Annotated in this window: 17 protein-coding genes and 1 pseudogene; 9 read left to right on the forward strand and 9 right to left on the reverse strand. The window is 34.9% G+C overall.

Annotated features, from left to right (window positions below):
* Positions 1–774: 774 nt before the first annotated feature.
* The 3 genes from ACP7BT_RS12600 to ACP7BT_RS12610 form a co-directional block, all read right to left on the reverse strand.
* Positions 775–1143 carry a DUF2294 domain-containing protein gene (locus tag ACP7BT_RS12600; protein ID WP_002484313.1) on the reverse strand — a complete coding sequence of 123 codons (369 nt, stop codon included), beginning with the start codon at positions 1141–1143 and terminating at the stop codon, positions 775–777.
* A 166-nt stretch (positions 1144–1309) separates the two neighbouring features.
* Positions 1310–3961, reverse strand: a complete 2652-nt coding sequence (locus tag ACP7BT_RS12605; RefSeq protein ID WP_041080744.1) for a DUF2309 domain-containing protein — start codon at positions 3959–3961, stop codon at positions 1310–1312.
* A 1-nt stretch (position 3962) separates the two neighbouring features.
* Positions 3963–5492 (reverse strand): NADH dehydrogenase subunit 5, encoded by a 1530-nt coding sequence (locus ACP7BT_RS12610; RefSeq protein ID WP_426303783.1) that lies wholly within the window; start codon positions 5490–5492, stop codon positions 3963–3965.
* A 564-nt stretch (positions 5493–6056) separates the two neighbouring features.
* Between ACP7BT_RS12610 and ACP7BT_RS12615 the strand changes: the two genes are divergently transcribed.
* Positions 6057–6809, forward strand: coding sequence for a threonine/serine exporter family protein (locus ACP7BT_RS12615; RefSeq protein WP_041080742.1), 753 nt, complete (start codon positions 6057–6059; stop codon positions 6807–6809).
* A 12-nt stretch (positions 6810–6821) separates the two neighbouring features.
* Positions 6822–7280: a threonine/serine exporter family protein gene (locus ACP7BT_RS12620; RefSeq protein ID WP_002484317.1), complete on the forward strand. Its 459-nt coding sequence runs from the start codon at positions 6822–6824 to the stop codon at positions 7278–7280.
* Positions 7281–7471: 191 nt separating this feature from the next.
* On the opposite strand, the pseudogene ACP7BT_RS12625 reads toward ACP7BT_RS12620, so the two are convergent.
* Both ACP7BT_RS12625 and ACP7BT_RS12630 read right to left on the reverse strand, forming a co-directional pair.
* Positions 7472–8038: pseudogene (locus tag ACP7BT_RS12625) on the reverse strand (ArsB/NhaD family transporter); the annotation flags it as partial.
* A gap of 295 nt (positions 8039–8333) precedes the next feature.
* Complete coding sequence (locus tag ACP7BT_RS12630; RefSeq protein ID WP_037539158.1) at positions 8334–8798, reverse strand: DUF805 domain-containing protein; 465 nt, start codon at positions 8796–8798, stop codon at positions 8334–8336.
* 280 nt (positions 8799–9078) lie between these two features.
* Between ACP7BT_RS12630 and ACP7BT_RS12635 the strand changes: the two genes are divergently transcribed.
* The gene (locus tag ACP7BT_RS12635) at positions 9079–9690 is read left to right on the forward strand and encodes a YIP1 family protein (protein ID WP_041080741.1); all 612 of its coding nucleotides are present in this window, start codon (positions 9079–9081) and stop codon (positions 9688–9690) included.
* A 67-nt stretch (positions 9691–9757) separates the two neighbouring features.
* Here ACP7BT_RS12635 and mbcS read toward each other — a convergent pair whose 3' ends face one another.
* Positions 9758–11329: an acyl-CoA synthetase MbcS gene (gene mbcS / locus ACP7BT_RS12640; protein WP_426303784.1), complete on the reverse strand. Its 1572-nt coding sequence runs from the start codon at positions 11327–11329 to the stop codon at positions 9758–9760.
* 508 nt (positions 11330–11837) lie between these two features.
* Between mbcS and ACP7BT_RS12645 the strand changes: the two genes are divergently transcribed.
* Positions 11838–13241 (forward strand): MDR family MFS transporter, encoded by a 1404-nt coding sequence (locus ACP7BT_RS12645; protein ID WP_037539159.1) that lies wholly within the window; start codon positions 11838–11840, stop codon positions 13239–13241.
* Positions 13242–13363: 122 nt separating this feature from the next.
* On the opposite strand, the gene ACP7BT_RS12650 is transcribed toward ACP7BT_RS12645, so the two are convergent.
* Complete coding sequence (locus tag ACP7BT_RS12650; protein WP_041080739.1) at positions 13364–14560, reverse strand: amidohydrolase; 1197 nt, start codon at positions 14558–14560, stop codon at positions 13364–13366.
* A gap of 152 nt (positions 14561–14712) precedes the next feature.
* On the reverse strand, positions 14713–15894 hold the full coding sequence (locus tag ACP7BT_RS12655; protein WP_002484324.1) for an MFS transporter: 1182 nt from the start codon (positions 15892–15894) through the stop codon (positions 14713–14715).
* A 120-nt stretch (positions 15895–16014) separates the two neighbouring features.
* Between ACP7BT_RS12655 and ACP7BT_RS12660 the strand changes: the two genes are divergently transcribed.
* Together ACP7BT_RS12660 and ACP7BT_RS12665 are read left to right on the forward strand one after the other, a co-directional pair.
* Positions 16015–16395 carry a winged helix-turn-helix transcriptional regulator gene (locus tag ACP7BT_RS12660; protein WP_002484325.1) on the forward strand — a complete coding sequence of 127 codons (381 nt, stop codon included), beginning with the start codon at positions 16015–16017 and terminating at the stop codon, positions 16393–16395.
* 257 nt (positions 16396–16652) lie between these two features.
* Positions 16653–17012 (forward strand): DUF1304 domain-containing protein, encoded by a 360-nt coding sequence (locus tag ACP7BT_RS12665; protein ID WP_037539160.1) that lies wholly within the window; start codon positions 16653–16655, stop codon positions 17010–17012.
* A 123-nt stretch (positions 17013–17135) separates the two neighbouring features.
* Here ACP7BT_RS12665 and ACP7BT_RS12670 read toward each other — a convergent pair whose 3' ends face one another.
* Positions 17136–18491 (reverse strand): sugar porter family MFS transporter, encoded by a 1356-nt coding sequence (locus tag ACP7BT_RS12670; protein ID WP_037539161.1) that lies wholly within the window; start codon positions 18489–18491, stop codon positions 17136–17138.
* Between the two features lie 484 nt (positions 18492–18975).
* On the opposite strand from ACP7BT_RS12670, the gene cadC reads away from it, so the two are divergent.
* The 3 genes from cadC to ACP7BT_RS12685 all read left to right on the forward strand — a co-directional run bounded on the left by cadC (position 18976) and on the right by ACP7BT_RS12685 (position 22473).
* A complete protein-coding gene (gene cadC / locus ACP7BT_RS12675; RefSeq protein ID WP_011304078.1) occupies positions 18976–19344 on the forward strand; it encodes a Cd(II)/Pb(II)/Zn(II)-sensing metalloregulatory transcriptional repressor CadC in 369 nt (122 codons plus the stop codon).
* The gene (locus ACP7BT_RS12680) at positions 19337–21754 is read left to right on the forward strand and encodes a cadmium-translocating P-type ATPase CadA (RefSeq protein WP_041080738.1); all 2418 of its coding nucleotides are present in this window, start codon (positions 19337–19339) and stop codon (positions 21752–21754) included. The genes cadC and ACP7BT_RS12680 overlap by 8 nt, the downstream gene beginning before the upstream one ends.
* 104 nt (positions 21755–21858) lie before the next feature.
* On the forward strand, positions 21859–22473 hold the full coding sequence (locus tag ACP7BT_RS12685; RefSeq protein WP_002510812.1) for a CadD family cadmium resistance transporter: 615 nt from the start codon (positions 21859–21861) through the stop codon (positions 22471–22473).
* Positions 22474–22730: the final 257 nt, after the last annotated feature.

Below are 22730 nucleotides of genomic sequence, written 5' to 3' on the forward strand. Positions count from 1 at the left end.
AATAATCAAATTAAATATAATTGGATTTTAATAAATATATAATATTAACATTCTAACATTATTTTTATACATCTAGGCATTTTGCTACAAAAAAATATTAAATTGTTATAATATTCAAATAAAGGAGGTGGGTCGTATACTAGCTAACTTAGTAGAACAAATTCTTTTTTTAATCCTAGACCAAATTGAATAACGCACAAGTTGTTACGTACAATTTATGAAGAAGGGGTTTGAATGATTGAAAACATTATTGAACTCATTTTCAAGTCGCTTTTAAAATAATTTGAGCACTGCTTTACATGAATCCTTTCGTTGTCGTTGTTGTGCACCAAACCCAAACTACATACATGATGAGCGTCCTTTACGCATGTTAAGAACACAAACTCAAACTGTATTTAGTTTACAATCTAATAATTGATTTTGAGCACGATTTGAGCACGATTGTTATATCTTAATAAAAGAATCTTAATTAAAGATTATGAAGCTTTAACACCCAAATTTATATGATAAGTTATTACTTTAATGTATTGCACTTTCTAACATTTATGAGTAATGAACCAAGCGCACATACTGTCCCTTACAACGGTATGTGCGTGTTTTGTATCTTATATTACTTATACTGTCTCTGCAGCCCTTTAAAATTAAAACTACTGATAATACAAATGCCTTTGCTGATTACCCGACGCCATGCGCATTCCATGTAAAAAACACACATCATTTATCCTCATATTTCAATAAATGACATGTGTATTTTCGGTTTCATGTTTGTTTCCATTATTCAATAATTTGTTTTTCTAAATCGTTATGCAATTTAAAAATGATAATTCTTTCACCTGTTCTAGAACTTAAATCTGTATGAAAACTTTTCACTTTTTCGCCTGTTATAGACAGCACGATTTCATCAAGCGCTTCAATACCAGATTCAACCAGTTTAGAACGTGTTTTTTTTATAGTTAACAAACCTTCATTCGTTTCACACACTTTGTACTCTGCTTGAGTCAATACGCCATGTAAACTCACAATAATCATGTCACGTAATATATCCGTTTTAACTGACAGAGAGCCCCGGCCAAGGAAGTCTTTTTCCCATTGGGTAATTGCTTTGCTGATTTCAGACTCATAGCGACCTTTGGTCATTTTCATAAAATATGCATCTCCTGTAGAACTAAAATTAGAAATTCATTTTAACAAAGATAACAGTACCATTTTTTAATCACTTTCTCCATAGTTCTGTCATATTCCCTAGGAAATAACATTGGTTGTCATACGTTAACAAATGCTATGATCCATCATGTTCAATTTGCTTTAACTAAGCTTTTTTAACCGCGTTTGACCATTCATGCCAGTGATTGTCTTCGTCAACACTTGCTAAACGAACCCAACCATGCATGACTTTCTGCTTAAATGTTTCATCATTTTCTAATAACCGACTAATAAAGGCTTGTGGTGCTTGGATTACAACAACTAATCTAATCGGTGAATGATACATCTTATTATCTGCTGACATCACGGATTGCCATGGTAAACCGGTCAATAAATCACTTGCATTACCTTGCATCACGCCGATACCTGCAGTCACTGATTGCGTTGTTTTACTACCACTTCCGTAATAGTGCGGCGCAACCGTAGATGCGTAATATTGTAAGTTAATCCATTGCGCTACAAGTGCTGGACCCGCAATAATATTTTCTAAAATAGTGCCATTTTCATCGTTTTTCCAATTATAATTATGCAAAAATGCTCTTCCTGCTAAATCACTCTGTTTAGTTAATTCACGCTGACCAATGATAAACGCTGCATTTTTAGCTAGACCCCATTCAGGTCTAATTTCACTCCAATCATTCGTTAATCGATACACTTCATGATTCGGATTGCGATCAGTTAAATTATTATTCGGCAATTGAGAGAGGCGTTTTTTATTTGCTTGATAACTAATTTTAGGCATTGCCGCTTCAATATTTTCATATGCATTACGTGCCGCTTCTGTAAGTTCAGGTACGTAAATCCATGTCAATGTATCAATAGAAGTTTGATGTTCTGCAGCAGCGAAGATTGTCGTCTCAGGAATAGCTACACCTTCTTGCAACAAACCTTGTCTCACTTCTGGCAAATTACATAACTGCGCCAATACTTTTGCATTAAAACCACTCGCCGCACCACCACATGCACCACAATCTAATGACGCTGCATAGGGATTATTGGCACTCTGACTTCCATGTCCACACATGACAACTAACGGTGCGAAATCGTCTGTTAAGTCCATCAACTTGAGCGCTTGTAGAGCGTAGTTCACTTTTTCTTCATCTGTAAAACCAACCGGCAAATCATCTTCCAAATGTATGTGGCGATGATTGTGCTGATGTTGTGGTTCATAATTTAAAGTCAATGCAGTATCATTGGGTTTCTTTAACCAACTTGTATAAAATTTTCGAATAACACTGCCAACACTTTTCGGTATAAAACTACGTGTAAACATTTGTAGCGATAACCACGGACCACTTAATTCTGGTAATAGTAAGCTAGGCAAGACATTTTGTTTCATTTTTTTAAATGTATACGTCACTGATTCTAATGCATGTTTACGTTGTTGGAATGCATTAGGCTCGTGCTCATGAGTATATTCTTTAATTTTATGCTGTGGCTGGTTCATTACAGGTAATGATGGATGACTATACTTTTTACCCAGTTCCGCTTTTTCGATTGGTAAACCGAAAAATCCAGCTATACCAATAGTTTCAAATGGACCATTAGCTTCAATGTGCTTCCTAAACGGTTCAGAACGCACATCAATACAAAATGCCATTTGTACTAATGTTTGTGATTGTTGTTCAGCCTCAACGCTTGATTTCGGTCCGATCATTGCTTTCAATTGTTGATTATAAGTCGCTTCCCAAGCGTCTAACCATAATTTTCTACAAAATTGTTCATTGAATCGATACGCAAATTGAATATGTGCTTGTTGTGCTTCGATAGATAGAGCTTTCCAAGATTGCATTGAAAAATTGCCCCACTGGATCCATGATGCAATCAGCTCTTCTTTATTCATATCATTTAAATCTTCAGGCTGTGATACAGGCAAATATGGCTCAACAATTGCCCATTCCATAGCAATACGGATAGCAAGATAAGAAAAAAGTAAGTCATGCACTTTGTGACTATGTTCATCTTGCCATAGCATCATGCCAGCCCAACCAGGTAAAGATAGTAAGTGATTTTCTAAATATGTTTGCGCGTCTGCCTCTGAGATATTTAAATAGCTTAATGCTTGTTGCATTAAATCCTCTGCCTCATTAGGTAATGATTTTAAACGTGCGCGTTGATCTTTGGTTAACGCAGGATCATACGCTACTAATCTACGCCAAGCATAGAATAATCCCTTGTCACGATTTGGCATTGTCCATCCAGATTGTGCATCATCAATATATAATTTACACCACTTAATCGTATGGTAATCCACCGTATCAATCAGTCGTTCATTTTTTTCATCTAAAATGTATGTACTCTTTAACGGTACAGTATTTTCAGATTCAAATTTGACCTGTTCATTTAAATCACTAGCTAACGCTTCTAGCTGCGATTTAATATCCGTAGGTGTTTCCAACGTCTCCAATTTCAATGCGTTACGGCCATATTGTGCTGCATTTTCTCTTGGAATCTTTAATGCGGTATCATTTAACCATTGTTGAAAAAATTGTTCTACATACGCATCATCAATTTCGCCTTTTTGATTGGCTTCCAAAATGGTCATTCGTGCAGGATACATATCTACTTTGCGCGTTTCTTTTAGCCAATGGGCAATTTCATCAAATGATTTATGTTCTAGCCTTGCCCACGGACTTCTAGCAGCGAACACTGAAATAGGTGACAATGGTACGATTACGTTACTCGCACGTGTAACTTTATCATGTATATCATCAATATATGTCGACGCTTGCGTTGATTCTATCTTTGATACGCCCATTTTAATGCCCTCCTTTAGATAAATATGATTTCAAATAGTTAGGGTGTCGTTCTACCGATTCAAGTTTCGCATCACCTAATCGTACAATCCACATGTATAATATCGAGAATGCTTTTGACGAACGATTACGTGCTACCCAAGTACTCATCAAACTACCAAATAGCAATAATACTGCAACTATCACTACTGCAAACATTGGTGGTTGTGCGCTATGGAATGTGATTGTATGTAAAGCGCCACTGAAAAAGTGATGTACAATATAATAGACTGCACCAACCACAATGAGTACAAACAAGCCCATCATACGACCAAATCGACCTTCTCCAAACGCAACAAGTTGTGTCCATGATACTGATAACGACCATGCTAAAATCAAACCACTTACTAGTCGATAACCCTGTTCTGGCGCTGATAACCAAAAGCCTAACCCGATTGCGATTGCAAGACCTCGACCAATTAGAATCCATAGATAAGACATGCGTTCATTAACTCGGCTTGGAACGTTAAAATGATGCACGGCTGAACCAGAACGTAAGAATAACGTCGCTTTAAACAAACCGTGCAATATTAAGTGAATGATTGCAGGAATGTAGGCACCTAATGCACACTGAATTAACATAAAGCCCATTTGACCAATCGTTGATCCAACAAGTAATCGTTTATAATCAACATGCACTAAACTAATACCCGCACCAATTAAAACAGATACACTTGCAAACACAAGTAAGACCATCGTTGCGATGTCACCATTAAATAATGGTGAAAAACGTGTCAGCATAATACCACCCGCATTAACAATCCCCGCATGCATGATTGCTGATACTGGTGTAGGTGCTGCTACAGATTCAATCAACCATCTTTGGAATGGCCACTGTGCAGCTGGTACCATAACCGCTAATATAATTAATATATTGATTCCAAATTTTGACCAAGCATTGATCTGCGCTAAATTACTCTCTGTAGATATAGCAGTGTAATGCCATTCTCCTGTTACTAAGCCGATCCAAACAACAGCGATTGCTAAAGCTATCCAACCTAAGAAGAACAACTTACCTGTCACAATTGCTGCGGCTCTTGTAACTCTCCAAGCACTCGTCAAACTAATTAAAAGTGTTAGCCCTATTAAAGTACAACCCCAGCTTATAACCATTATGCGGATGTCACCAGTTAACCATGCCATTGCCGCAAAACTTGTCGTCAATGTAAATAACATGAAATATTTTCGATAGCTTCTATCTCCAGCTAAATATCGTATACAATAGCGTTGAATAATTAATCCGATAAATAAAACAAAAAACGCCATTAACCACGCTAAAATATCTAAATACCATAAACCAGCTTCAACCTGATTTGAAGCAAATAGGAGTCCGATAAATGCTAGCAACGGTGGTAAAGCAACGATACAAATATGTATGCGCACATAAGCAACTGGAATACGTTTATTTAAAAATATAATTCCGCTCAGTGCAGCAATAATAATAGTGATGAAAAAGATAGTTAACAGTATAGATGCATTAAACGATGTAAGCATTTCAGATTCTCCTTTGTAAGATATAATATAGTGCAGACTACTTAATTACATGATAGGTTGCGTAGTACACCACAAAAAAGCCGACAATATATAATAAACCCTGAACGATTCATTACCATTGTCGGCTTCATAACAACGCACTTCTTTTAAATCTATAGTGATTTGTTTTGCTACCTAATATATAATTCCATTTTTTAATTTTAACTATAAAAGTTTTACTTCACGCAATATGTCGTATGATTTGAACTTTTAACTCTTATTCGTCCACCTTTTCAATTTGCCAATATTTCTATTAACATCTTGCTAAAGCCGTAATATCAATTAAAGCGCGTCCTTCAACGACTATATTTATTTTTATTTAATATTACTACTATATAATCATTATTCGTCATTGTCAAGAATAGCTATATTCATTCATACTGATAATAAGTGGAAAATACATAAAATAATAGAAACAAATAACTTTTTTTAATATAATCAATATATATTTATCCGATTATTATTATCGACTATTCTTGTATTACGAATGATAACTTTACCTATGACGCATTTGGAGGTGTAAACATGGAGCATGCTCAAGATAAAATCACTATGCGTGTGATTTTACTTGCAGGGAAAATATTATTATCTTCAGGCGCGGAGATTTCTCGTATAGAAGATACAATGAAACGAATCGCACAATGTATGGGCTACCATAATAGTCAGGGTTATGTGATTAATATTTTCATCAATTTTTCCCTAAGTGAAAATCATGATACACGCATTATCAGGATCAACAAAAATACCACAAACTTGTTAAAAATATTTCAAGTCAATTCTATTTCTCGTCAGTTAGCCAGTAATCAAATTTCAATTACCCAGGCCTTCGATCGTCTAAATCATATTGAACAAGCGACGCTTAGTATTAAATTTTGGAAGAAGTGTTTAGCTGCAGGTGTGATATCACTCAGTTTTTTATATTTACAGGGCGGGAATTTTCAAAATATTGTGATTACATTTATTGCTGGGTTACTTGGTTTTCTAATCGTTGAATGTATGCAAAGTAAGTCTACGACCATGTTCATACCAGAATTCGTTGCATCTTTCGTTATTGGCGTCATTGTCCTACTAGGTAGTCAAATATTCAACATTCATCAAACGATAGGACCATCCTTGATTGCTTCTATTATGCCGATTGTGCCAGGTGTCTTAATTACCACAGCCATTCAAGACTTATTTAGCAGACACATGTTAATATTTACAGCCAAATTTTTAGAAGCGCTCGTTATCGCATTCGCTATAGGATCTGGCATTTCTATTGCTTATTTACTATTTTAGGAGGCGTATATCATGACCTTAATCTATGCATTCTTGTTTAGCTTTACTGCCTCTTACTTTTTTGCAGTAATATACGATGCACCTAAAAAATTATTCTTTGCTGCTGGATTAGCAGGTGCATCAGGATATCTTATTAGTTTTATATTAAATGACCTATTACAAATTGATAGTATCTATTCTAGTTTGCTTGGCAGTTTAACTTTAGGTGTGATGAGTCATATCATGAGTCGAATCCTTAAATCTCCTGTGGTCATTTTTATGATTCCCGGTATCATCCCTTTAGTTCCTGGTAGTTTAGCCTATAAAGCGATGCAACAATTGGTAACATTAAACTTTACTGAAGCTAACAATACGTTTATTAGAACTATCCTTATCGCAGGGTCCATCGCCTTAGGCTTACTGCTGTCTGATCAATTATCAAAAACATTGAATATTAAAAAATACTGGAAAGTAAAACGTAATCGTTTATAATACGTGAAAAATCCCCTTGCTATTTGAAATAGCAAGGGGCAAAACGTATGACGGTATAATTGATAATGTTGCATTGTAATTTTTCTATATTTAGTTAAAAATTCAAGTTATACTATTCGTTCTGACTATCATATGTATTTTTAAATCCTGATTATTCTAAACCTGGCTATCAATGCAGATCGCAATAAAGTTTAAAATAATATGAGCGTAAGGTATAAACCGACAAGTGTTACAAATAATACTGGAATCGTAATTATAATACCTGTTTTAAAATACGTTCCCCATGAAATTTTGACCCCTTTTTGAGTCAATACATGCAACCAAAGCAATGTTGCCAACGAACCGATTGGTGTGATTTTAGGACCTAAATCTGACCCAATCACATTGGCGTAGATCATACCTTCTTTAATTATCCCTGTTACATTGGACTGGCCAATCGCAATAGCATCAATAAGTACGGTCGGTAAATTATTCATGACTGATGATAGAACTGCGGCTATAAAGCCCATGCCTAGAACGCTACTAAACAGGCCATAGTTTGAAATATTAGATAAAGTATCAGCTAAAATGGTTGTAATACCCACATTCTTCAATCCAAATACTACTAAATACATACCAATAGAAAATAACACGATATTCCATGGTGCGCCTTTAATAACTTGCTTCGTATGTACAGCATGTGATTTGCGAGCCAACAATACGGCGTATAAACAAAAAGATATTTTATTCCATTTAATTACAAACAATATAAAAATTACGCATTAGGATTTGCTTACCTAATACGTAAAATTATTTTGATCTAGAAGACTTCCAAGTATCTTTTATATTACGACATGATGTTTTTAAAGAGTTTAATGAGCCCGACTACAATATTTAAAAATATATCCATTATAATAGAAAATATGCTCTCTTTACTTTCTTTATCGCATTTACGCTTTTTCTTGTTGTTGAACATCATAAAAACCTCTTTCAGTAATTGAATTTTGTGATACTAACGTTTCATGCTTCGTATCACTTTCAATGCTTACGTGAAACAAACGACATCATAAAATGCTATTCAACTGCTTTAGGGTTTACACCATATTTATTTGTTTCTTTTTGACCGCTTGTACAACAAACTGCTAATGAAATAATTAAAATCACAATGTACACGACTCCAAAAATAACAGCAATAACTGTTAATGCAGAATTATCGAGTGTTGGAATATCTGAATTTATAAATTCACTAAAATCATTAATAACCGCAATTAGAAAAATGATAATGGGTATTAGCATCGTCATACCAACATCGTGAAACCTTCTAACTGTAACAGTGAACATAGCGACTAGGATTAATATATACACAATCCAACCAACAGTATCTTCTATTATTGCTGGAATTGGTAATAAGAAAAAAATGATTTCAAGCATTATATTAATTAGGATATTCATTAAAAAAGGATACCAAAATTCCTTACGCCTCGCTCTACCTTTGATATTAAGTGCATTGATCCAAAATAATTTGTAATAATGTATCATCCCATTGCTCCCTTAATTATGATTTGAATAAATAAACTGACTACTTGCTTCACTTAAACCATAACATGATAACACAATAAAAAACATAATTAATCTCATGTTTTTATTAATTAATTTATTATAATTACATATGACAAGCCGCTTTTACTATAGTCCTATATTTTCTTTTTCATCTTTATTATTATATATTAATTATTCAAAAATACTTATTCTAGTATTTTAAAATATTGTGACACATGTTATGCTTTTGAAAACGCTATAAATAGGAGGCACTATACATATGGAACCATCTAATTTACCTTTAGCGCAACATTTTTCTAGTTTACGTGAAAAACCAACATGGGGTTTAAAACTTATTATTGCAATCGTTATCATCGCGTTATCAGCTACGATTGTTGCATTAACTACGGACTTCAAACAAAATTTTGAAGATGCTGGATTAAGTGGACAACAGCTTGACCAATCACTTGAATTCGCAAAAATTATCGGTGTTGTTAGTGGTGTGATTGGCTCTATCCTTACGATTGGTGTTACTTTTATAATCATTTTAATTATCTCTAAAATCATGAAATCAGATGCTAGTGCTAAATCTATTTTTTCTGCAACTTTAAGTTATACGATTATTACCAGTACCATCGCACTCATTGTTGTCCTTATCCAATGGATTGCAGGACTATCAGTCACAGATTATTCGATTACAAGTCTTAATATCTTTGATAAGGGGAATCCTATACTTCGTGTGTTTGACTTACAAACGCTTATTAGTGCTTATGTATTTGGTATCTTGTTATTTGCGACAAGTCGCTTCTCTAAGAAGTCAGCCATTATTTGGTCTATTGCTTACCTTGTCGTAGTTGTTGGTTTCGGATTAATAGGTGCTGCCTTTCAATAATTTTTAATCAGAAAAACAATAATCCCCTCACTACCATTGTAGTGAAGGAATTTTTTAGTATCATAGATTATTTATTTTGTTCTGCTTCTCTTAATTCAATACGTCTAATTTTACCTGAGTTTGTCTTAGGTAAGTCTTCAACAAATTCGATAGCACGTGGATATTTATAAGGTGCTACATCTTGTTTCACATAATTTTGTAATGTCTTAACCGTTTCATCCGTTGCTGGCACATCATCTTGTAAAATCACGAATGCTTTGACGATATTACCTCTGATTTCATGTGGACTCGCAACGACTGCGCATTCTTTCACATATTCGTGTTTTGTCAGAGAATCTTCCACTTCGAATGGCCCAATCATATAACCAGAACTGATGATAATATCATCTTTACGTCCCTCAAACCAGAAGTAACCATCTGCATCTAATTTAGCTAAGTCACCTGTAATATAATATTCACCTTTTCTAGGTTCCGCTGTACGTTCCGGATCTTTATAGTAACCTTTGAACAGTGCAGGTAAGTCTAACGGCACTGCAATATTACCTACTTCACCTACTTCGGCAAGTTCACCTTCATCATTGATTACTGTAACATGACTGCCAGGAATTGCTTTGCCCATAGAACCAGGACGACTTTCTGTATCTTTTAAGAACCCAATTAATAATGTACTTTCTGTTTGTCCATAACCATCTCTCACTGTAAGGTTGAAATGATTTTGGAATTTTTCAACGACTTCTCTATTAAGTGGTTCTCCTGCTGACACTGCGCTATGCAAATGTTCTAAATTATAATCAGTCAGATTAGGTAACTTCGCCATCAAGCGATATTCTGTTGGTGTACAGCAAAGTACATTAATTTGATAATTTTGCAGTAATTCTAAATATTTTTCTGCATTAAACTTGCCGTTATAAACAAAAGCCGTTGCACCTGAACCCATAATAGATAAGAAAGGACTCCATACCCATTTTTGCCAGCCTGGTGCAGCAGTTGCCCAAACCACATCATCTTCTTTAATACTTAACCAATGTTTCGGCGCCATTTGCATATGTGCATAGCCCCAACCGTGTGAATGAACAACCGCTTTAGGATTACCTGTAGTTCCAGAAGTATATGACAGTAACGCGATATCATCTCTAGACGTCTCAACAGTGTTTAATTGATCTGAAACTGCTGTCTTTTCATCTTCAACAGCATACCAATCCGCTTCTTGACCACCGACAATAAATTTCGTAAGCGATGCGTATTCTTTTACCGCTTTAAATTCATCTATACTATCTGAAGTTACGACGATGGCCTTCACTTCGCCATGCGTAATTCTATATTGTAAGTCTTTAGTACGTAACATTTCTGAACTAGGAATAATAACGAGGCCTAATTTCAATGCTGCGAGATAAATTTCATATGTTTCAATGCAACGCGGCATCATCACTAAGACTTTGTCGCCTTTTTGTAGTCCATGTTTTAAAAACATATTTCCGACTTTATTAGCGTGCTTAATTAATTGTTTATATGTGATTTCTTTTGTTTCGCCACTCGCGTCTTCAAAAATCACTGCTTTCTTCATTGCATCAGTCGCAAATTTTTCAATTTCGCTGACAATATTATATTGCTCAGGGGCGATTAAATCTTTTTTATCCATTGTCTATTAACTCTCCCTCAGTTCTATATCTATATTGATTAAAAACTCCTAATATTTCATTTAAATATTCTAGTCCATTGTCATCATAATTTTATTATCTTTGCATGTAAAAAAATATGATTACGGCTACTCAGTAATGAATACTTTCCTATTATAATACAACTACAACGCATTTTGAAAATATTCTGAATTTTAAAAGTAATGTCATGCCTGATGTGCCAACTAAAATCTCTGAATGATAACTTTGACATTTGCCTCACATCTCATGTAGTATTTTTAACATATAGTTGTAAAATGTTATTGTGCATTTTCTAATCATTATTCACACAAATATCAATCATTACTTACCTAAAGAACTATCTTTTAAACCGCCTTTTTAAAAACTATTTCATTGCTGTCTCGTTCTGTTTGACTACAAATTTAATTTTTCCAGTTTAACTTTTAGATTTAAATTATGTATAGTGCTATAATATAAAACTGTGTAATTTTTATGAAAGAAGTGAGTTAATTGAGTGCAAACGATACTTTCCATGTCGAAAAAAGAATCCCCTTATTTATCGTACTACTATCAGGGGCCTTTATTACTATTTTAAACCAAACCTTACTTGGTACGGCTTTACCGCCAATTATGAAAGATCTTCAAGTATCTGAAAGTACCGTACAATGGTTACAATCCATATTTATGTTAGTAAACGGAATAATGATTCCTATTACAGCATTTTTAATTGAACGTTATACATCGAGGCAGTTATTCTTAACTGCAATGAGTATTTTTGCTTTAGGTACATTGCTTTGTGCAGTGGGCGTAGATTTTTCAATGCTTCTGATTGGTCGTGTCCTACAAGCAGCAGGTGCTGGTATTATGATGCCACTTATGCAAACAATCTTATTCCTAACTTTCCCTAAAGAAAAACGTGGGACTGCTATGGGTCTCTTCGGACTCGTCATCGCATTTGCGCCAGCAATTGGACCAACATTATCAGGTGTTTTAGTTGAACACCTTACTTGGAGAAGTGTCTTCTACGTTGTGTTCCCTATCGCAATAATTATAATTATTGCTTCATTATTCCTATTGAAGAACGTTACCGAAACATCACATCCAAAACTGGATATCACATCTGTAATTCTATCTACATTAGGTTTCGGTGGACTCCTTTACAGCTTTAGTTCAGTCGGCGAAGCTGGATGGGGCAGTGTTCAATTCATTGCACCACTCATCATTGGCATTGTTTCATTAGTTGTTTTCATTCGTCGTCAATTGAAACTAAAAGAACCTATGCTTGAGTTTAGAGTCTTTAGTTATAATATTTACACTTTAGGTACAGCATTAAGTATGTTTGTCTTTGGTGTATTAATCGCATCTAACATTATCTTGCCGTTATATATGCAGAATATGTTACAGTTCTCTGCTTTAGAGTCTGGTCTCGTATTATTGCCTGGCGCTATTATTATGGGTATCATGAACCCAATTACAGGTTATTTATTCGATAAGTTCGGAGGTAAATGGCTTGCACGTATTGGACTACTCATTTTAGTTCTATCCACATTACCATTTACAGTATTAACGGCGCACACGTCGTTTACTTATCTTGCTACATCGAATGCCGTTCGTATGGTGTCGCTCGCTATGGTAATGATGCCGATGACAACTTTAGCAATCAATCAATTGCCAAATCACCTTATCGCACATGGTACTGCAATGAACAATACATTTAGACAAATGGCTGGGGCAATTGGTACAGCATTATTTATTACATTAATGTCTGTTTCATCAAACCCTAGTGATGGTATTGAAGGTATCATCCATGGTGTTAACGTTACATTTATGGTTGCAGCAGCAATTTCATTTGTAGCATTGATATTATCAGCCAAATTATCCGATGATAGCAAACCTTCACGCAGAACAATGTAGTCTATGTGTTCAATTAAAGGTTAATAAAAAATTAAAAAAAGCACTTACGATGCATTCATTCATGCATTTCGTAAGTGCTTTTTTATTTATCACAATTCTTAATCACTGCTTATTTATTAAAATCAATCAGTAGCTGTCAGTCTATTAATTGCTATTTCCCCAAGCGATTTGGCTGCTACAATTAATGCATCCTCATTCACTTTAAATTTCGGATGATGATTCATATATGGTGACGTCACCTGTTCTGGTTTACAACCAACTATATAGAAGGTACCCGGAATCTCTTTTAAATAATATGCAAAGTCCTCTGATCCCGATACAGCAGGAATTTCTACAAGCTGTTCAAAATAATCACCTTTACTTGCAGATAATATATCAACAACATGATTGGTTTGTGTTGGATGATTATAAAGTACAGGATATCCAAATTGGTAATCCAAATCATATGTGATATCAAATCCGATAGCGACACTTTGAGCAACTTTCTCAATTTCTTCATACATAAATTGTTCTAAATCATCATTTAGATAACGTGCAGTCCCTTTAATTGTAACTTTATCTTGAATGACGTTCGCACCACCTGGCGCTTCAAAAGCTCCTACCGTTATGACTCCCATTTCTGATGGATCTATACGTCTTGATACGATTGTTTGTAGCGTATTTACAAAGTTTGTCCCCGCAACTAATGCATCATGTGTCTTGTGAGGGCTAGCAGCATGACCACCCAATCCTTTGATTGTTAGTGTGAAAGTGGAACTACCCGCAAATGCATTGCCTTTATTGAAACCAATCACTTCTGGTCCTGCCACGGGCACAACATGAATACCATAAATTTCATCCACATCATTGAGTGCACCAGATGCCATGATTTGTTGCGCCCCTCCTGGAGGCATTTCCTCTGCATGTTGGTGAATGATTTTGATTGTGCCTGAAAGTTGGTCTTTGATGTCAATCAGCGCATCCGCTAATCCTAATAAATAGGCAGTATGTGCGTCATGTCCACATGCGTGCATCACGCCTTGGTTTAACGATTTGAATGGGACGTCCGCTTCTTCTTCAATTGGTAACGCATCAAAATCAGCACGCAACCCAATTGTCTTACCCAGATATTGGCCTGTTATCTCAACAATAATTGCATTACTACCCTCAACGGGTTGTGTTATTGTGACATCTTTATTTTTGTAAAAATCTTGAATATAAGCAGCGGTTTCCGTTTCTTGAAAAGATAATTCTGGATGTTGATGTAAATAACGACGATGCTGCACCATTTCCTCTTTTTTTGCTTCTAATTTTTCAAATAAACTTTCTTTTACATTCATAAACATTCACTTCTCTCAATTAAATTTAAAACATATCACTCTACAACAATTTTAAATTTAATAGTAAATTAATTCAAATATAAATTGAAATTTTAAAAACTTTACATTTTTTATGAATATTTTTCAAAATGAATTATCAATGCATCTTAGCATTACGCTATATTCAATTCTGTTGATTTTTCATTTTTATAAACCATATACATCATTGCACTCGCAATCAATACCATCGCGAAACCAAAATAAGGCGTCATAGTAATTGAAAAATGATTAAGTACGTAACCACCAATGACAGAACCCAAAGTAATACCTATATTAAATGATGCAATATTTAAACTAGACGCAAAATTCGTAGTCGCTTTATTTTTACGTTCTGCAAAAAGTACAACGATTAACTGCAGACCTGGTACATTCATAAAAGCAAACAGTCCCATAATTAAAATAGCGATTGTACCTAAAATTTGATGTGATACCGTCACACCAACAATTAACAATACAATGGCTTGAATTAAAAATATACCGATTAACACTTGCATTGGACGGTTATTCGTTAATTTACCACCAAGCGTATTACCAATGGCTACCATCACACCATAAATCACTAACAATATAACAACTGCATCATCACTATAATGTAAAGTATCAGTCAGTAGTGTTGTTAAGTAAGTGTACACAACAAAAGTGCCACCATAACCAAGTGCAGTGATTAAATATACCATCATCAATGATTTATTTTTAAAAACGGTTAACTGTTCTAACATAGATGCTTGTTCGTATTCATTTAAATCGTTCGGTACAGATATGATATTAATTACTAAACTTAAAAAGCCAATAATCGCAATTGTTATAAATGAAGCTTCCCAACCAAATTGTTGACCTATCCAAGTTCCAAGTGGCACACCTGTGATTGTCGCAACTGTTAAACCTGTAAACATCATGGCAATGGCACTTGAACGTTTATCAGGTGACACTAGATCACTAGCAATGGCTGTAGCGATAGACATAAAGACACCATGCATTAATGCCGAAAGGACACGCATAGCCAGTAACATACTGAATGTCGTTGAAAATGCTGCTAATGTATTAGCGATAATAAAAATCAGCATGATCCCTATAAGCAAATGCTTACGTTTTATTTTATTTGTTAGTGGCGTTAACAACGGCGCACCAATCGTTACACCAACGGCATAAAGTGAAACCGTTAATCCCGCTAGTGAAATGGTCGTATTAAATGAATCTTTGATTAATGGTAATAAACCTACACTTATAAATTCAGTCATGCCTATAGCAAATGCAGACATGGCTAATGCCAAGATGGCAAATTTATTTTTTCTCATAATTTTTTCGCTCCTTATTTTTTGTTGATTGTGTTACTATAATCCACACATATAAAAATAGGAAGTACGCACTTTAAAGTACTATAGGTACTTTTTAGTGTCTATAAAGGAGTTAATGAAATGAGTAAAACATATAATATTGGTGTCGAAGCGACCATAGATGTTATTGGAGGCAAATGGAAACCGGTCATGCTCTGCCATTTACAAAATAATGGCCGCATGCGTACGTCTGCATTAAAACGTGCCATACCAACAATCACTCAAAAGATGCTCACACAACAATTACGAGAACTAGAAAAAGATGGCATTATTAATCGCATCGTTTACGATCAAGTGCCTCCAAAAGTTGAATACGAACTTTCAGAATACGGTCAAACACTGGGTAAAATTCTTTCATCACTTTGCTATTGGGGAGAATTTCATGTAGAAAAAATGTATAAGCAAGGCGAATCCGTTACTTTAAATCAACAAGACTTTGTAGATATTCCTCGTCCTAGCTAATGATTTATTAAGCTATGGTAAAAATCGAAAACTTTTATTAATTATTTAAATTACATTATTATCCGTCTAATTTTTAGTTATTAAAAGCTATAAAAATACTCCCGTTCAAGTTGTCATTTTTAAATGTTTACTTTAAATGGGAGCATTGCTTTTATTTAGTATAACTTTATTCTTTTCTGTGTTTCTTTTATTTAACGCTTTCTATATAATCATGAAGACAGTGCATTTTCAATTTAATACACAAAGGAGTTATCCATATGAGTACCTTGTCTTTCATATTAACTTTATTCGTTGCTATAGAATTTTTATACATTCTCGTTTTGCAAACCTTTTTAACAACTTCGAAAAAAACGAGTCAACTTTTCAAAATCGAACAGCAAGTGCTTCAACAAGACAAATTAAAAACGCTTATGAAAAACCAAGGTGTTTATAATGGTCTTTTAGGAATATTATTGTTATATGGTTTGTTTTTTTCTGACCACCCTAGAGAGCTTATTATTAGCATATTGATTTATATGATCCTTGTAGCATTATATGGTGCAATCACAAGTCAAAAAACCATCCTGCTTAAGCAAGGCGGTCTCCCTATACTAGCACTTATCTCGTTTATTTTTTAAATTTATTTCTTATACCGTAGCTATTAGCTAGTTGTCTTGAGCCATATCTAATCTATAGACAAATAATGTTCCAACAAATAAGCCCAGCAACGATTGCGTGTTGTTGGGCTTGTTTCATGATACTTATTTAATTTTTGCTGGATCCACACCCGTGGTTCTTTCTCTTAAGTCATATTCAATCTCTTCTAAACTACGACCTCGTGTTTCTGGTAAGTATTTAATTACAAAATACATTGCCAAGATGCCGATAAATGCAAATATTAAGAATACCCATTCTGTACTTAGGGCACTATTCAATACTGGGAATAATTGCGCCACAATCAGCGTTCCAAAATTCAATACGAGTGTTGCTAAACCAGTAGCAGCACCACGTGCACGCATTGGGAACATTTCTGGTAACATAACCCAAAGAATAGGTCCCCATGTTAAGCCAAAGAACACAATAAATAGTGATAAACATACGATAATAATAACGGCCGAAGATTCAATACCTATCGTCCAAATCAGGATAGCCATTACAAGGAGTGACACGACCATACCGATGTTCCCTGTGATAAGTAGCTTTTTACGATCAATTTTATCTGCAATAAATACTGCGACAATCGTCACAAGTACATTAATCGTACCTATACCCACAGTACCTAGAATAGATGTCGCTTCACCTAGACCCGCTTTACTAAAAATAGTTGGCGCATAAAATATAATCGCATTAATGCCGATGATTTGTTGGAACAGTGCAAATACACAACCAATCACTAACGTAGGTCTTAACCAAGGTGATTTTAAGATAGACCACGTTGATTCTGAAATGGCTGCAATTTCTTTCATTTCTTTAATTTCTGTATTTATTTCTTTGTCGTCATTAAACGTAATTTTCATAACGTCTCGCGCAGCTTTTTCACTTTTATGCTCTAGCAACCATCTAGGACTCTCAGGCATAAATGCAATACCAATTAATAGAATAACGGATGGTACGACAGCTAATCCGAGCATCCAACGCCATCCTTCCATATCTGCAAAAGCATAATTCACTAAATATGCTGCTAAAATACCTATTGTAATCATTAATTGGTTCAATGACCCTAGCGAGCCACGATAAGCCGTAGGTGCCATTTCGGATAAGTAAACCGGAACAGTTGCCATGGAGCCACCGACTGCTAAACCTATAATCAATCTACCGACTACAAGCATCGGCATATTTTGTGCAACGGCCAATATTAATGAACCGACAATATAAACAATGGCTATAATTAATACTAAACGTCTTCTACCAATCCTATCAGACAGCGGTCCACTCCCACCTGAACCAATAATAGCACCAACAAGCATGGATGCTACAACCAAGCCTTCTGTAAAACTATTCAATGGAATATCATCATTGATAAAAAGCAATGCCCCTGAAATAACCCCATTGTCATAACCATATAACAAACCACCAAGTGCCCCTAATATGAAAATCAAACTCTTATTTACATTCAAATTTAACATCCCCTTTAAGATTAATTACAGTATATCCCTATTATGTAAGCGTTTCAAATATTAAATTAATTTCTCTTAAAATTTTTTGAAATAAATATATTTTAAATCTACGTTATATTATTATTTGATAAGTAATTTTACTGTCTAAGTTATATAAATTAACTTTTCTAACACGCTTAAACTCTACAACTTTATTCATACCATTTAAAAAACCCTTGAAATTGAAGTTTGAAGTTCAACTTTAAGGGTTCAATAGATATTATCTTAGCAGTTTTGCTTTATTTTTATTTTGCTGTATAGCTTTTACTTGAAATTTTACCAGCATCCACAATAACATCTTTGTCTTGGAAAGGTTCGTTTTTGAGACTAGAATTTTATGCCCTACTTACTTCTTTTATTTTCATTCAAATATTTGCTTGCATGATGAGTCGAAAATGGTCATAATATATTCAAATAAATATTTGAATGAAGATGGGATGATAATATGAAAAAGAAAGATACTTGTGAAATTTTTTGTTATGACGAAGAAAAGGTTAATCGAATACAAGGGGATTTACAAACAGTTGATATTTCTGGTGTTAGCCAAATGTTAAAGGCTATTGCCGATGAAAATAGAGCAAAAATTACTTACGCTCTGTGTCAGGATGAAGAGTTGTGTGTTTGTGATATAGCAAATATCTTAGGTGTTACGATAGCAAATGCATCTCATCATTTACGTACGCTTTATAAGCAAGGGGTGGTCAACTTTAGAAAAGAAGGAAAACTAGCTTTCTATTCTTTAGATGATGAACATATCAGGCAGATAATGATGATCGCCCTAGCACATAAGAAAGAAGTGAAGGTCAATGTCTGAACAAAAGGTTAAACTAATGGAAGAAGAAATGAACGTCTATCGGGTCCAAGGATTTTCATGTGCAAATTGTGCAGGAAAGTTTGAGAAAAATGTTAAAAAGATTCCAGGCGTTCAGGACGCAAAAGTAAATTTTGGAGCTTCAAAAATTGATGTCTTCGGCAGTGCAACTGTTGAAGAACTAGAAAAGGCTGGTGCTTTTGAAAATCTTAAAGTGGCACCAGAGAAACCTAAAAGACGGGTAGAACCTGTGGTAATTAAAGATAAAAACGTTTACCGTGTGGAAGGATTTTCCTGCGCAAATTGTGCGGGGAAGTTTGAAAAAAATGTAAAACAAATAGCTGGAGTTGAGGATGCAAAAGTAAACTTTGGCGCTTCTAAAATTGATGTATATGGAAATGCATCGGTTGAAGAACTTGAAAAAGCAGGTGCTTTTGAGAATCTAAAAGTATCTCCTGAAAAACTAGCGAATCAAACGATACAAAGGGTTAAAGATGACACTAAGGCTCATAAAGAAGAGAAAACACCATTTTATAAAAAACATAGTACATTGCTGTTTGCCACACTACTAATTGCTTTTGGTTACCTTTCTCACTTTGTAAATGGAGAAGATAACCTCGTAACTTCCATGTTATTTGTAGGTTCTATTGTAATTGGCGGATATTCATTATTTAAAGTCGGTTTTCAAAATTTGATACGCTTTTATTTCGACATGAAAACCCTGATGACCGTTGCCGTTATTGGAGCTACCATTATTGGTGAATGGGCAGAGGCATCTATTGTTGTTATTCTCTTTGCAATCAGTGAAGCACTTGAACGCTTCTCTATGGACAGAGCAAGACAATCCATACGTTCATTGATGGATATCGCCCCAAAAGAAGCACTAGTTAGACGAAATGGTCAGGAAATAATAATCCATGTGGACGATATCGCTGTGGGTGATATCATGATTGTCAAACCAGGGGAGAAAATTGCCATGGATGGAATCATTGTGAATGGCTTGTCGGCTGTCAATCAGGCAGCTATAACAGGAGAATCTGTTCCCGTCTCCAAAGCGGTAGATGACGAAGTATTTGCAGGTACGCTTAACGAAGAGGGACTAATTGAAGTAAAAATCACCAAATACGTAGAAGATACAACCATTGCCAAGATTATTCATCTTGTTGAAGAAGCACAAGGGGAGCGTGCTCCAGCCCAAGCATTCGTTGATAAATTTGCGAAATACTACACTCCGATCATTATGGTTATTGCAGCCTTGGTTGCAGTCGTTCCACCCCTATTCTTTGGTGGCAGTTGGGATACATGGGTTTATCAAGGATTAGCAGTTCTTGTAGTTGGATGTCCTTGTGCATTAGTTATTTCTACTCCAATCTCGATTGTCTCGGCAATTGGAAATGCAGCGAAAAAAGGTGTGTTGGTTAAAGGTGGTGTCTATCTCGAGAAATTAGGAGCCATTAAGACAGTCGCATTTGATAAAACAGGAACACTGACAAAAGGTGTACCAATGGTAACAGATTTTGAAGTATTAAATGACCAAGTGGAAGAAAAAGAGCTATTCTCTACCATTACAGCTTTAGAATATCGTTCACAACATCCACTTGCTTCAGCAATAATGAAAAAGGCAGAGCAAGATAATATCCCTTATTCTAATGTACAAGTGGAAGAATTCACTTCGATTACTGGGCGAGGTATAAAAGGGATTGTAAACGGAACTACTTACTATATTGGAAGCCCAAAACTTTTCAAGGAATTAAATGTTTCCGATTTTAGCCTTGGGTTTGAAAACAATGTGAAAATCCTACAAAACCAAGGAAAAACAGCCATGATTATTGGAACGGAAAAAACAATTCTCGGCGTAATTGCCGTTGCAGATGAGGTTCGTGAAACAAGTAAAAATGTGATTCAAAAACTTCATCAGTTAGGTATCAAGCAAACAATTATGCTGACAGGTGATAATCAAGGTACTGCAAATGCAATCGGTACACATGTAGGCGTTTCTGATATTCAGTCTGAATTGATGCCACAGGATAAATTAGATTATATTAAAAAAATGCAATCGGAGTATGATAATGTAGCTATGATTGGCGATGGCGTTAATGATGCTCCAGCACTTGCTGCATCTACTGTTGGAATTGCAATGGGCGGTGCTGGAACGGATACTGCAATTGAAACAGCTGATATTGCATTAATGGGAGATGATTTAAGTAAGCTTCCATTTGCAGTAAGACTCAGTCGAAAAACTTTAAATATCATTAAAGCTAACATCACTTTTGCTATCGGAATTAAAATAATTGCCTTACTATTAGTTATCCCGGGATGGTTAACCCTTTGGATAGCGATTCTTTCCGATATGGGAGCTACTATTTTGGTAGCATTAAATAGTTTACGACTGATGAGAGTGAAGGATAAATAGGTAGAAAACAGAATAGTAAGGTCACGCTGTGCGCAATTCAAGGGGGGCTTTTCAATTTGAAGAAAAGTCCTACCCCTAAAATATAAAATATTGGAGATGGAAAAATGATCGCAACGATACTTACAGCAGCTGCGGTATATGTAGCAACAGGAATTGATTATCTCGTTATATTAATTCTTTTGTTTTCGCAAGTAAAAAAAGGTCAGGTGAAACATATTTGGATAGGACAATATATAGGGACTGCAATTGTTATAGGAGCAAGTCTTTTAGTTGCACAGGGGGTTGTAAATTTAATTCCTCAGCAATGGGTTATCGGACTACTTGGGCTTTTACCACTTTACTTAGGTGTGAAAATGTGGATTAAAGGAGAAGAGGATGAAGATGAAAGTAGTATTTTATCTTTATTCTCCTCTGGAAAATTTAATCAGTTATTTTTGACGATGACTTTCATCGTATTAGCTTCCAGTGCGGATGACTTTTCGATTTATATACCGTACTTCACGACCTTAAATATGTCTGAAATCTTTATTGCTGTTATTGTCTTTATGATTACGGTTGCTGTTTTATGTTATGTCAGCTATCGCTTAGCTTCCTTAGATTTTGTATCAGAAAAAATTGAGAAATATGAACGTTGGATTGTACCTATTGTATTCATTGGGTTAGGGATTTATATATTGTTTGAAAATGGTACATTTAACGCTTTATTCTCATTTCTTTAACAATCGGAACGCTTTCTCTAATAAGAATCAGCGCTCGTTTGACATATAAGACCGCCTTTTGGGAGTCACGATAGAAGTCCAATTTCTTAATTTTAGAACTGAGAAATTGGACTTCTATATACCTCCTGACTCTAACCTTATTAACTTGTAATGCAAAATAACGATTAAAATAGGTGCAAAATAACTCCTAAAGTGACAAGCTAAGCATATCAATACATATATAATGTCTATTTAGGGTCTACCCTAATCGAACCATT

The sequence above is a fragment of the Staphylococcus sp. Y174-1 genome (genome assembly GCF_049897865.1).
Lineage (GTDB): Bacteria > Bacillota > Bacilli > Staphylococcales > Staphylococcaceae > Staphylococcus > Staphylococcus saprophyticus.

Excerpts from the sequence above, each read along its gene's own strand:
- ACP7BT_RS12630 (WP_037539158.1), bottom strand. The coding sequence starts at position 8,798 with ATGATACATTATTACAAATTATTTTGGATCAATGCACTTAATATCAAA.
- ACP7BT_RS12665 (WP_037539160.1), top strand. The coding sequence starts at position 16,653 with ATGAGTACCTTGTCTTTCATATTAACTTTATTCGTTGCTATAGAATTT.
- cadC (WP_011304078.1), top strand. The coding sequence starts at position 18,976 with ATGAAAAAGAAAGATACTTGTGAAATTTTTTGTTATGACGAAGAAAAG.
- ACP7BT_RS12650 (WP_041080739.1), bottom strand. The coding sequence starts at position 14,560 with ATGAATGTAAAAGAAAGTTTATTTGAAAAATTAGAAGCAAAAAAAGAG.
- ACP7BT_RS12660 (WP_002484325.1), top strand. The coding sequence starts at position 16,015 with ATGAGTAAAACATATAATATTGGTGTCGAAGCGACCATAGATGTTATT.
- mbcS (WP_426303784.1), bottom strand. The coding sequence starts at position 11,329 with ATGGATAAAAAAGATTTAATCGCCCCTGAGCAATATAATATTGTCAGC.
- ACP7BT_RS12635 (WP_041080741.1), top strand. The coding sequence starts at position 9,079 with ATGGAACCATCTAATTTACCTTTAGCGCAACATTTTTCTAGTTTACGT.
- ACP7BT_RS12610 (WP_426303783.1), bottom strand. The coding sequence starts at position 5,492 with ATGCTTACATCGTTTAATGCATCTATACTGTTAACTATCTTTTTCATC.
- ACP7BT_RS12680 (WP_041080738.1), top strand. The coding sequence starts at position 19,337 with ATGTCTGAACAAAAGGTTAAACTAATGGAAGAAGAAATGAACGTCTAT.
- ACP7BT_RS12685 (WP_002510812.1), top strand. The coding sequence starts at position 21,859 with ATGATCGCAACGATACTTACAGCAGCTGCGGTATATGTAGCAACAGGA.
- ACP7BT_RS12620 (WP_002484317.1), top strand. The coding sequence starts at position 6,822 with ATGACCTTAATCTATGCATTCTTGTTTAGCTTTACTGCCTCTTACTTT.
- ACP7BT_RS12655 (WP_002484324.1), bottom strand. The coding sequence starts at position 15,894 with ATGAGAAAAAATAAATTTGCCATCTTGGCATTAGCCATGTCTGCATTT.
- ACP7BT_RS12600 (WP_002484313.1), bottom strand. The coding sequence starts at position 1,143 with ATGAAAATGACCAAAGGTCGCTATGAGTCTGAAATCAGCAAAGCAATT.
- ACP7BT_RS12615 (WP_041080742.1), top strand. The coding sequence starts at position 6,057 with ATGGAGCATGCTCAAGATAAAATCACTATGCGTGTGATTTTACTTGCA.
- ACP7BT_RS12605 (WP_041080744.1), bottom strand. The coding sequence starts at position 3,961 with ATGGGCGTATCAAAGATAGAATCAACGCAAGCGTCGACATATATTGAT.